The organism is Amycolatopsis sp. NPDC021455 (assembly GCF_040640995.1).
Classification (GTDB): domain Bacteria; phylum Actinomycetota; class Actinomycetes; order Mycobacteriales; family Pseudonocardiaceae; genus Amycolatopsis.
This window is the reverse complement of record NZ_JBFACT010000008.1, coordinates 197208-208464: the sequence shown is the minus strand read 5'-3', so window position 1 is coordinate 208464 and position 11257 is coordinate 197208. Positions and strand designations below refer to the sequence as shown.

The following is an 11257-nucleotide window of genomic DNA, read 5'->3' as shown; positions in this document are numbered from 1 at the left end:
GGTTGCGTCCAACGCACCCAATGTGGCGTTCGGTGCGTTGGACGCACCGAACGCCACATTGGGGCGCATCCCCGGGCCGCTGTCGACGAACCTCGGATCTAGCTCGCCGCCGCCACCAGGCGCGCGTACGAGCCACCCGCCGACAGCAGCTCCTCGTGCGGGCCCAGCTCGGTGATGCGGCCGCCTTCGACCACCGCGACCCGGTCGGCCGCCGCGGCCGTGTGGAGCCGGTGGGCGATCGCGATCACCGTGCGTCCCTCCAGCACGCTGTTCAGCGACTTCTCCAGGTCCCGCGCCGAGCCGGTGTCCAGCAGCGACGTCGCTTCGTCGAGCACCAGCGTGTGCGGGTCGGCCAGGACCACCCGGGCCAGCGCCAGCTGCTGCGCGATCGCCGCGGGCACCGGGTACTCGCCCGAGCCGAGCTTCGTGTCGAGCCCGTCCGGCAGCGACGCGACCCAGTCCGCCGCGCCCGCCGAGGCCAGGGCCGCGACCAGCTCGTCGTCCGTCCAGTCGCCGCCCGCCCGGCGGGCCGGCAGCGCCAGGTTCTGCCGCAGCGTCCCGGAGAACACGTGGTGCTCCTGGGTCAGCAGCAGGACCTCGCCACGCAGCACGTCGTCGGCCAGCGCCGAGACGTCCTGGCCGCCTATGCGCACCGAGCCCGACGACGGCGCCGCGATGCCGGCCAGCAGCCGGCCGAGCGTCGACTTGCCCGCGCCGGACGGCCCGACGATCGCCAGCCGCTCGCCGCGCGGCACCCGCAGGTCGATGCCGTGCAGCACCTCGCGGTCCGCGGTGTAGGCGAACCGGACGCCGTGCACGTCGATGTCACGCCCGCGCGGCACCTCCGTCACCTTCGGCTCGTCCTCCGTCGCGACGGTGTGGACACCGAGGATCCGGCGGGCCGCGGCCGCCGCGACCTGCAGGTCCTCCAGCCAGAACAGTGCCTCGTTGAGCGGCGGGGCCATCGCCTGCATGTACAGCAGCATCGTGGTGATCTCGCCCAGCCCGGCCCAGCCCTGCGTGTACGCGAGCAGCCCGAGCGGCAGCATGACCGCCAGCGGCACGACGTAGCTGATCTCCAGCGACGGCAGCCACCGCAGCTGCAGCACCCGCATCCGGCGTTCACCGAGGATGCTCTGGTCCAGCGCGTCGTGCGCGGCGTCGATCCGCCGCCCGGTCAGCCCGAGCGCCTCGACCGTGCGCGCGCCTTCCGCGGTCTCGTGGACGCTGGTCGTCAGGTCCGCCCAGCGGTCCAGCATCCACTGCATCACCGCCGGGATCCGCCGCTGGTACCAGACGTTGACCGGCACCAGCAGCGGCACCGCGACCAGCAGGCCCAGCGCCAGCAGCGGCGACGTCAGCACCATCGCGACGACCGTGAACACCACGGTCACCGCTGCGACCAGGATCTCCGGCGCCGCGAACCGCGCCGCGTGGTCGATCCGGCCGAGGTCGGTGGTGGCCCGGCTCAGCAGGTCACCGGTGCCGGCGGCCTCGACGGTGCCGAGCGGCAGCTGCAGCGCCGTCCCGACGAACTCCTCGCGGGTCTTGGCCAGCACCAGTTCGCCGAACACCGCGCCGCGCATCCGCGCGACCTTCCGCGCCAGCGCCTGCAGCACCAGGATCGCGACGAACGCCACCGCCAGCACGTCGACGTGCGCCGTCGTCGTGCCGGCCGCGACGTCGTCGACGAGCGCACCGAGCAGCTGCGGCCCGGCCAGCCCGATCAGCGTGGCCACGGCCAGCGAACCCAGCAGCAGCGTGAACTCGCGTCGGTGACTCACCGCCGTCTTCAGCGCCCAGCGGCGGACGTCCCGCCGGGACGCCGTGGGAAGCCGTTTCATACCGTCACTACCTTCGCCGTGAAGACTTCGTCCGCCACATGTGTCCACAAGGGACTCTGGCTGAACACCACCGTCGTCTTGCCGCGCCGCAGCGCGGCGACGCGTTCGGTGATGCGTGCCTCCGTGTGCGCGTCGACCGCCGACGTCGGCTCGTCCAGGACCAGGACGTCCGCGTCGGTGGCCAGCGCGCGGGCCAGGTTCAGCCGCTGCCGCTGACCGCCGGACACCTCGCGTCCGCGCTCGCCGATCACCTCGTCGACGCCCTCGGGCAGCGCCTCGACGATGTCGTCGGCGTCGGCCGCGTACAGCGCTTCGGCGATGTCCACGCCGCTCGGCCGCGCCGGCGCCAGCTGCTCGCGCAGCACGCCCGAGAACCAGATGTCCTGGTTGTGCGCGTAGACGACCCGCTGCCGCAGCTCCGCGAGCGCGACCTGGTCCGCCCGGACCCCGCCGACCAGCACGTCTTCGCCCTCGGCCGGGTCGGCGAACCGGGCCAGCCGGTCGGCGACCGCTTCCCCGTCGGCGCCGAAGTCGACGACCGTCAGCCGCCCGGCCGCGACGCGGACGCCGGACTCGGTGTCCACCAGCTCCAGCGGCCCTTCGGGCAGCGGCACCGGCGACTCCGGGTCCGCCAGCTTCGGGCGGATGGCCAGCAGCGCGACGACCTTCCGAGCCGCGACCAGCCCGGACGTCATCGTGCCGACCGCTTCGGTCGCCGAGGTGACCGGCCAGATCAGGAACGCCGAAACGCCGTAGAAGCTCACCAGCTGCCCGACCCCGATCTCGCCGGACACGGCCAGCCGCGCGCCCAGCCAGGTGATCACCACGGTGACCAGGCCGGGCAGCGCGATCTCCGCCGCGGCCAGCCACGACTCGGCCTTGCCGACCTCGATGCCGGCCCGCCGCACCCGCTGGCTCGTGTCGCGGAAGCGGGCGAAGAACCGCCGCTCGCCCCCGATGCCGCGCAGGATCCGCAGGCCGGACACGATGTCGGCGCCGAGCGCGTTGACGTCTCCGCGCTTCTCGCGCTGCTTCGCCTTGCGCTTCTGCAGCGGCGCCAGCAGCGGCCCGATGCCCAGCACCGCGACCGGCACGCCGACCAGCGCGACCACGCCGAGCAGCGGCGACGTCGAGATCAGCCACACCGCGACCGCGACGAACGCCATCAGCGAACCGAACGCCCGGCTGGTCACCTCGACGGTGTTGCCGACGTGGTTGATGTCGGTGGTGCTGATCGCGACGAGGTTGCCGGTGGTCGTCTGCTCACGCAGGCCGGCGCCGACGCGAGTGGTGTGCGCCGAAACCGCGCGCTGCGTCGAGCCGGCGCCGTGCAGCCACAAGCCGTAGTTGAGGAAGTGCAGCCAGGTCCCGGTCAGCGCCTGAACGACCCCGAGCAGCGCGGCGGCCAGCGCCCACCGCCCGACGGCGGCACCGTCGTGCGCGCTGATGGCACCGATGCCCTGGCCGACCACCAGCGGCACGAGCGCACCGGGCAGCGCCCAGACGACACCGATCGCGGCCGCGCCGAGAACGGTGCCCAGCCGGGCCCGGAACACGGCGAGCAGGAAGCGGCTCGCGCTCGGCCGAGCGGGCAGCCGCAGCGGCGGAAAGGGATACGTGGCGGAAAGCACGATTCCCGACGGTAAGCCGCCGACCAGCCGAAGGCGACCGATTTTCCGGCCGCCGCCCTCACCCGAGCCCCGCCGTCGTCGCCTCGCTGCCACCCGTGGCGCCCCTGCCGCTCGAGGGGGACCCCCGGTTTCAACGCTACTCGCGGGGACCGACAATTCCGGGTCGTCGCACCCGAGTTGTCCCCAAGGGCGCCCACTGGTCCCGGCCCTCACCGGGGCGCCGGATGTCGGCTCGGTCACACCGGCCGCGGGCCGTCCGATTTCGACGGCCCACCGTCCGGGGCGTCCGGGCCCGGCACGTATCCTGGCGGCCGTGGCGAACCCTGACACGGACACCGTGACCAGCACCGTTGACACCACCGAGCGGGCCGGGGCGACCCCGGACCACACCCAGCCGTATCGCGAGCTCGGGCTCGCCGACGACGAGTACGCCCGCATCCGGGAGATCCTCGGCCGCCGGCCCACCGACGCCGAGCTGGCCATGTACTCGGTGATGTGGAGCGAGCACTGCTCCTACAAGTCCTCGAAGAAGCACCTGCGCTACTTCGGGGAGACCGCCACCGACGAGATGAAGGCCAAGATGCTGGCCGGCATCGGCGAGAACGCGGGCGTCGTCGACATCGGCGAGGGCTGGGCGGTCACCTTCAAGGTGGAGAGCCACAACCACCCGTCCTATGTGGAGCCGTACCAGGGCGCCGCGACCGGCGTCGGCGGCATCGTCCGCGACATCATGGCGATGGGCGCGCGGCCGCTGGCGGTCGCCGACGCACTGCGCTTCGGCCCGGCCGACGCCCCCGACACCAAGCGCGTGCTGCCCGGCGTCGTCGCCGGCGTCGGCGGCTACGGCAACTGCCTCGGCCTGCCGAACATCGGTGGCGAGCTCGTCTTCGACCCCTCGTACTCGGGCAACCCGCTCGTCAACGCGCTGTGCGTCGGCGCGATGCGCGTCGAGGACCTGCACCTGGCGTTCGCGTCCGGCACCGGCAACAAGATCATCCTGTTCGGCGCCCGCACCGGCCTCGACGGCATCGGCGGCGTTTCCGTCCTCGCGAGTGACACCTTTTCGGGTGACGAGTCGGCGTCGGGCCGCAAGAAGCTGCCGAGCGTGCAGGTGGGCGACCCGTTCACCGAGAAGGTGCTCATCGAGTGCTGCCTCGAGCTGTTCGCGCAGAAGCTCGTCGTCGGCATCCAGGACCTCGGCGGCGCCGGGCTGTCCTGCGCGACGTCGGAGCTGGCGGCGGCCGGTGACGGCGGCATGCACATCTACCTCGACCGGGTTCCGTTGCGCGCCACCGGGATGACGCCCGCGGAGGTGCTCTCGAGCGAGTCGCAGGAGCGCATGTGCGCGGTCGTCTCGCCGGAGAACGTCGAGGCGTTCATGGCGGTGTGCCGCAAGTGGGACGTCATCGCGACCGACATCGGCGAGGTCACCGACGGCGAGCACCTGGTCATCACCTGGCACGACGAGGTCGTCGTCGACATCCCGGCGCACACGGTCGCCCACCAGGGCCCGGTGTACGACCGGCCGATCGAGCGTCCGTCCACTCAGGACGCTCTGATCGCGGACACCTCTTCGAAGCTGCCGCGTCCGTCCACTCCGGACGAACTGCGCGCGGACGTCCTCAAGCTGATTTCGTCGCCGAACCAGGCGTCGAAGGAATGGGTGACGTCGCAGTACGACCGGTACGTGCGCGGGAACTCGGTGCTGGCCCAGCCGTCGGACTCGGGCATGATCCGGATCGACGAGTCGACCGGCCGCGGCGTCTCGGTGGCGACGGACTGCAACAGCAAGTTCGTGTACCTGGACCCGTACCGCGGCGCGCAGCTGGCGCTGGCGGAGGCGTACCGCAACGTGGCCACGGGCGGCGCGACGCCGGTGGCGGTGTCTGACTGCCTCAACTTCGGCGCCCCCACGGATCCGGGCGTGATGTGGCAGTTCGAGCAGGCGGTCCACGGCCTCGCGGACGGCTGCGTCGAGCTGGGCATCCCGGTCACGGGTGGCAACGTGAGCTTCTTCAACCAGACGGGTGACACGGCGATCCTCCCGACGCCGGTGATCGGCGTGCTGGGCGTGATCGACGACGTCACCCGCCGCATCCCGACGGGCATCGGCGCGGAGGCGGGCGAAACCCTGCTGCTGCTGGGCGAAACGCACGACGAGCTGGACGGCTCGGCCTGGGCTCGCGAGCTCCACGGCCACCTCGGCGGCGTCCCCCCGCGCGTGGACCTGGCCCGCGAGAAGCTGCTGGCGGAGATCCTGGTGGCGGGTTCCCGCGACGGCATGATCTCGGCGGCCCACGACCTGTCGGACGGCGGCCTGATCCAGACACTGGTCGAGACTGTCCTCATCGGACAGTGCGGTGCCCGCGTGTTCCTGGACGGCGACCAGGACCCGTTCGTCCAGCTGTTCTCCGAGTCGGCGGGCCGGGTGCTGGTGGCGGTCCCGCGCACGGAAGAGCTCCGCTTCACGGAGATGTGCACGGCCCGCGGCCTGCCGTGGCGCAAGACGGGCGTGGTGGACCCGGAGTCGGGCACGCTCGAGCTGCAGGGCATCACGGAGTTCACGCTCGACGAGCTGCGCGAAGCCTGGGAGGGTACCCTCCCGGCGCTGTTCGACTGACCCGCGAACCCGACTTGTCCACAAGCGGGCTCGCTTGTGGACAAGTCGGGGCCGCGGAGGCGATTTCAGGTTTTCTGGCCCACCCCACCGGTAGACTGGACCCGGGGACGCCCCCCTGGGAGTGGCGGGGGCTCCGGCAAGGTCGTCCGCCGGAGACGGGGTTCGCGATGTCGTGAAGGACTCTTTCCTGTCGTCCGACGTCTTGAACGAGTCGTTCACGACATCGGACCACTGCTGAACCCATCACCGGCCCGCCTCGCGAGGGTTCGCGACAGTGGCCGGCGCTCGCAGCTCCCTAAAGCCACCACCCCGAAGCCGGAATTGTGACTACGGCCGGTAGCACCGCGTCAAGGCGGGAAAGCGTGCCTTGACCCGGCACTACCGTCCGTGTTCTGGCTTCGTATCGGGGTTGCGGGGAGGGGTCTGGGTGGTGTGCAAGTCATGCCTCGGCGTTGCCGTTCACGCCGGTGAGGCATCTGAAAGCGACTTTGCCGGACCCTGGCTAGGAATGGCGGGGGCCTCCGGCAAAGCCGATCGCTGCTGCGGTGTTCCGTGGTGGCGGTCAGGGCCCCACCGCCCCGAAGCCGCAGTGACTACGGCCGGCGGTACCGGGTCAAGGCGGGAAAGCGTGCCTTGACCCGGCACTACCGTCCGTGTTCTGGCTTCGTATCGGGGCGGCGCGGAGGGTCTGGGTGGTGTGCAAGTCATGCCTCGGCGTTGCCGTTCACGCCGGTGAGGCATCTGAAAGCGACTTTGCCAGAGTCCCTGGCTAGGAATGGCGGGGGGTTCCGGCATGGCCGATCGCTGCTGCGGTGTTCCGTGGTGGCGCTCAGGGCCCCACCACCCCGAAGCCGGAATTGTGACTACGGCCGGCGGTACCGCGTCAAGGCGGGAAAGCGTGCCTTGACCCGGCACTGCCGTCCGTGTTCTGGCTTCGTATCGGGGTTGCGGGGAGGTCTGGGTGGGGGCCGCCGGTCATGCCTCAGCGTGCGGTTTACGACGGCTCGGCACCGGAAAACGGCGCCACGACTTTGCCCGAACCCGGCCTCGGAATAGCGGGGGCTGCCGCTCAACCCGCCTTGGCAACGATCCGAGCGTCCCCGTCCCGCAGTTCCTCGACATCCCAGCCCGCCGGCAACCGGATCTCCTTCTCCGCCCGCACTCGCGTGTTGTACAGCGAAACCGCGTCCGGCAAGGCAGCGAACCGCAGGTCCGTCTGGCCACTGAAACTCGCCCGCCGCAGGTCCAGCGAATCGAGCACCTTCACACCCTGGAAATCCGCGTCCCGCGCGAACTTCGCGTCCTTGAACGTGGTCGGCCCCGCGAACGTCGTGTTCGTGAAGTCTGCCAGCTCGGCGAAACCGGTGCCGCTGAACCACGCGTGGCCTTCGAACCGGGCTCCCTTGCAGCGGAACATCCCGATCAGCCTGCCGGATCCCGTGCCTGCGCCCGTGAAGTACGCCTTGCCCGTGAACACCGCTCCGCTGAGGTTCGTGCTGCTGTAGAGGCTCGCATAGCGGAGCCAGAGGTCGCCGATCCGGCGCTTCGACAAGTCGAAATACTCCAGCGTCGCGCCCGTCAGGTCCAGGTTGAACGACTCCGCCGACGCGTCGGACGCCAACGGCAGCAATCCCACCACCAGGCGTTGCGCCGTGAGCCGGACCGTCAGCTCCCGCTCTTCGTCCGGACCTTCCTGCTCCGAGGCGTCCTTGTACCGCGGGTGCTGGAACGGCCGCCGCAAATACGAACACAGCACGTCCAGCACCGTCTGCGTGTACTCCGGCCGGCTGCGCGCCAGGCCCGCCAGCGCGTGCAACGCCCCCACCCGCACCTGGTCGGCCGCGTGCCCCAGCAACTCCACGGCCTTCGCGAACCGCTCGTCCGCGACCCGCTCGCGGTCCTGTTCCGCGCGCTGCGACTCCAGTTCGTGCCGTTGCCGCTCGATTTCCTGGCGCCGTTCCTCGACCTGCCGCCGCCGGTCGTTCAGCCACAGCGCGTACAGCGCCACGATCGCGCCGCCCGCCAGGCCGCCCGTCTTCAGCGCGTCACTGCGGCTCGTGGCGGGGTCGGTCAGCAGCCAGCCGCCGACCCCGAGCAACAGCGCCACCGACGCCAGGAACGTCCACGCCAGCGGTGATCGCCACAGCTTCACCGGCTCAGGAAACCAGCATGGTGCTGATGCAGAAACCCTTGTCGTCGAAGTTCGTCGCGCTCAGCGTGCCCTTGACCGGCTTGCCGGCCGACGTCCCGGTGACCTCGCCCTCGACCAGGTACTCGTCGTCCGGCACCTCGCCGAGCTGCAACTGCAGCGGCGGCTTGAGGAACGTCCGGAGCCACGAGTCGAGCAGCCGCTTCGAGTCGGCGCAGCCCAGCGCGACCGCGCCCTCGTTGTCGCCCGCGTTGAGCTTCGTGATGAAGCTCTGCAGCACGGCCTTGGCGTCCGAGCCGCTGCCGCCGCCGTCGGACGTCGACGGCTTCGTCGTCGGCGCGGTGGTCTTCTTGGGGGTCGTCTTCGGCGCCGACGGCTTCGCGGACGTGCTCGACTGCGGGGCCGCGGCGGTGTTGTCCTCCTTCGACAGGAAGAACCCGGGCGTGACGAAACCCGTGACACCCACCAGGGCGAGCACGACGACCACCGCGGCGCCGACGGCGATCCACATCCCGGTCCGGCTCTTCTTCGGCGGCGCCGGCGGCCCGCCGAAACCCTGCGCGTAGCCACCGGTCGCCGGGTCCCAGCCGGACACCTGGCCGCCCGCGTTCGGGGTCCACGCCTGCTGGCCGTACTGCTGCGCGTTGGGATCCGCCCAGGCCGACTGCTGTGCGTTCGGATCCGCCCACGCCTGCTGCTGAGGATCACCCCACGCCTGCTGCTGCGTGTGGGGATCTCCCCAGGTCGGCTGTGGGTTCGCCGGGAACCCGCCGGAAGGCGGCGCGTACCCCTGCTGGCTCGGGTCCCAACCCTGCGGGTACTGCTGCGTCGGGTACGGCTGCTGCTGCTGGTTCGGGTCCCACCCGCCTTGCTGCGGGAAGCCGCCGGACTGCGGCTGCCTTCCGTACGGGTCGGGCTGACCGGGCTGACCCGGCTGAGGCGGGTACGTCATCTTTCATGCCTTCCGGGCGCTCGGGTGCCAGTGCGCTTCAGACGTCCGGCAGGCGGGTGGGGTTCCCCCGGACGTGGCAGCGGCAGTTCTGCAAGCTCGGACGGTACGGCATGAAACCGGCTCGCGGCCCGCGACGATGCGAAGTCGTCGCGGACCGGAGCCGGGCAGCTGAGCGGACGGGTGCGGCTCAGCCGGTGGCGAGCGCCTGGAGCCGGTCGTAGGCACCGTTGAAGGTGTCCTGGTCGAGCGGGCTCGAGGTGTACTGCCAGACCGTGTAGAAACCCCAGTTGTAAGGCAGGGTGCCGACCGACGACGAGTACCGCGCGACCCACAGCGGAGCCGTGCTGGAGAAGTCACCGCTCACGCAGCTGCCCCACCAGCTCGTCGACGTGTAGATCACCGGCCAGCGCCCGGTCAGGGAGTGGTAGGTGTCGTGGAAGTCGAGGATCCACGACGTCATCGCCGCTTTGCTCAGCCCGTAGCAGGTCGCGCCGTACGGGTTGTACTCCATGTCCAGCGCACCGGGCAGCGTCCTGCCGTCCTTCGACCAGCCGCCGCCGTGGGCGACGAAGTACCGGGCCTGGGCCGCGCCGCTCGAGGTGTTCGGGGTGGCGAAGTGGTAGGCGCCGCGGATGAAGCCCTGGTTGTAGGAGCCGTTGTACTGCTGCGCGAAGTACGGGTTGGTGTAGTTGGTGCTCTCCGTGGCCTTGGTCCAGACGAACCGCTTGCCCTGGTTCCACCAGCTCGCCCAGTCGACGTTGCCCTGGTAGCTGGCGACGTCCATGCCGGCCACCGTGGCCAGCACCTGGTTCGGGATGGCCTGCGCCGGCTGCGGCTGCTGCGCCGCCTGCCGTGTTTCCGGCGTCGACGTGTCACCTTCGACGCGCCGGATCTGCGACCCCAGCTCGTGGTTGTGCTGCGCGATGTCCGCGTTGATCGCGGCCACCGGGTCGACCTCGGGGGAGAACGTCGTCGCCTGTGCCGTGCCGCCGAGCAGGAGCAGCGTGGCCGGGACGACCAGGGCAGCGCGGAGCCGCCCTCTTCGGGATGTGGACATCATGGAATCCCTTCACGGATACCCTCGCGGAGAGCGGCTTACTGCAGGTAGCCGCTCGCGCACGATTGTTGAGGACGAAGTGGCGTTTGTCACTCAGTTCCGTGAAATTGGGTATACGTGTGGGTGATTTTCTCGGGTATTCGATCTTCAATTGGTCAGTGGTTAACACTTATTACTGATGCGCGGGTCAGCCGAGGGCCAAGGCGAGCAGCCGGTCGGCGCCGCCGTTGAACCAGTTCTGGTCGCCGGGCAGGGTGCCGCGGTCGGCGAACTGCCAGATCGTGTGCACGCTCCAGCCGGACGGCAGCTCGCCGATGAAGGTGTTGTAGCGCGCGATCCAGAGCGGGTTGCCGCCGAAGCCGCCGTTGTTGGCGGTGCACCGCTTCCACCAGCTCGTCGACGTGTAGATCGCCGGGAACCGGCCGGTCGCCGCGCGGTAGGTGTCGGAGAAGTCGCGGATCCAGGCGACCATGCCCGCCGCGTCCTTGCCGTAGCAGGTCTCGCCGTACGGGTTGTACTCCGCGTCGAGCGCGCCCGGCAGGGTCTTGCCGTCGGCCGACCAGCCACCGCCGTGGGCGAGGAAGTACCGCGCCTGCGGCGCGCCGTCGGAGACGTCCGGCCGTGCGAAGTGGTAGGCGCCGCGGATCAGGCCGGCGTTGTACGAGCCGTTGTACTGCTGCGCGAACTGCGGGTTGACGAAGCCGGTGCCCTCGGTCGCCTTGACGTAGACGAACTTGGCGCCCGCCCCCGCCGCGCCGGGCCAGTCGACCGGCCCCTGGTGCCCGCTGACGTCGTGCCCGAGCTGCTGGTCACTGCCCCCGTACAGCACGCTGGGCACCGCGTCGACGCCTTCGACCTTGGCGATCTGCGAACCCGCGTAGTGGTCTTCGGCGCCGGCGTAGACGTCGAGGGCCTTCGCCGGCGCCTGCCCGGCCACGAGGAGCGCGGCGGCGAGGACGGCGGCGAAGGGCAGCGACTGACGTTTCACCCTCTGGCTCCCCACC

Annotated in this window: 7 protein-coding genes; 1 reads left to right on the top strand and 6 read right to left on the bottom strand. The window is 70.8% G+C overall.

Going from position 1 to position 11257, the window contains the following annotated elements; translation table 11 throughout:
* Positions 1-98: 98 nt before the first annotated feature.
* Positions 99-1844: an ABC transporter ATP-binding protein gene (locus tag AB0G28_RS14320; protein ID WP_361087999.1), complete on the bottom strand. Its 1746-nt coding sequence runs from the start codon at positions 1842-1844 to the stop codon at positions 99-101.
* Positions 1841-3475 carry an ABC transporter ATP-binding protein gene (locus tag AB0G28_RS14315; protein ID WP_361087996.1) on the bottom strand — a complete coding sequence of 545 codons (1635 nt, stop codon included), beginning with the start codon at positions 3473-3475 and terminating at the stop codon, positions 1841-1843. The genes AB0G28_RS14320 and AB0G28_RS14315 overlap by 4 nt, the downstream gene beginning before the upstream one ends.
* A gap of 337 nt (positions 3476-3812) precedes the next feature.
* Here AB0G28_RS14315 and purL point away from each other — a divergent pair, with 337 nt between their 5' ends.
* Complete coding sequence (gene purL, locus AB0G28_RS14310) at positions 3813-6095, top strand: phosphoribosylformylglycinamidine synthase subunit PurL (RefSeq protein ID WP_361088026.1); 2283 nt, start codon at positions 3813-3815, stop codon at positions 6093-6095.
* 1069 nt (positions 6096-7164) lie between these two features.
* On the opposite strand, the gene AB0G28_RS14305 is transcribed toward purL, so the two are convergent.
* From AB0G28_RS14305 to AB0G28_RS14290, 4 genes are all read right to left on the bottom strand, one after another.
* Positions 7165-8247, bottom strand: a complete 1083-nt coding sequence (locus AB0G28_RS14305) for a pentapeptide repeat-containing protein (protein WP_361087993.1) — start codon at positions 8245-8247, stop codon at positions 7165-7167.
* A 4-nt stretch (positions 8248-8251) separates the two neighbouring features.
* Positions 8252-9196, bottom strand: coding sequence for a hypothetical protein (locus AB0G28_RS14300; RefSeq protein WP_361087990.1), 945 nt, complete (start codon positions 9194-9196; stop codon positions 8252-8254).
* Positions 9197-9383: 187 nt separating this feature from the next.
* Entirely contained in the window at positions 9384-10253 is an 870-nt protein-coding gene (locus AB0G28_RS14295) for a lysozyme (protein WP_361087987.1), read from the bottom strand.
* Between the two features lie 187 nt (positions 10254-10440).
* Positions 10441-11241 (bottom strand): lysozyme, encoded by an 801-nt coding sequence (locus AB0G28_RS14290; protein WP_361087984.1) that lies wholly within the window; start codon positions 11239-11241, stop codon positions 10441-10443.
* Positions 11242-11257: the final 16 nt, after the last annotated feature.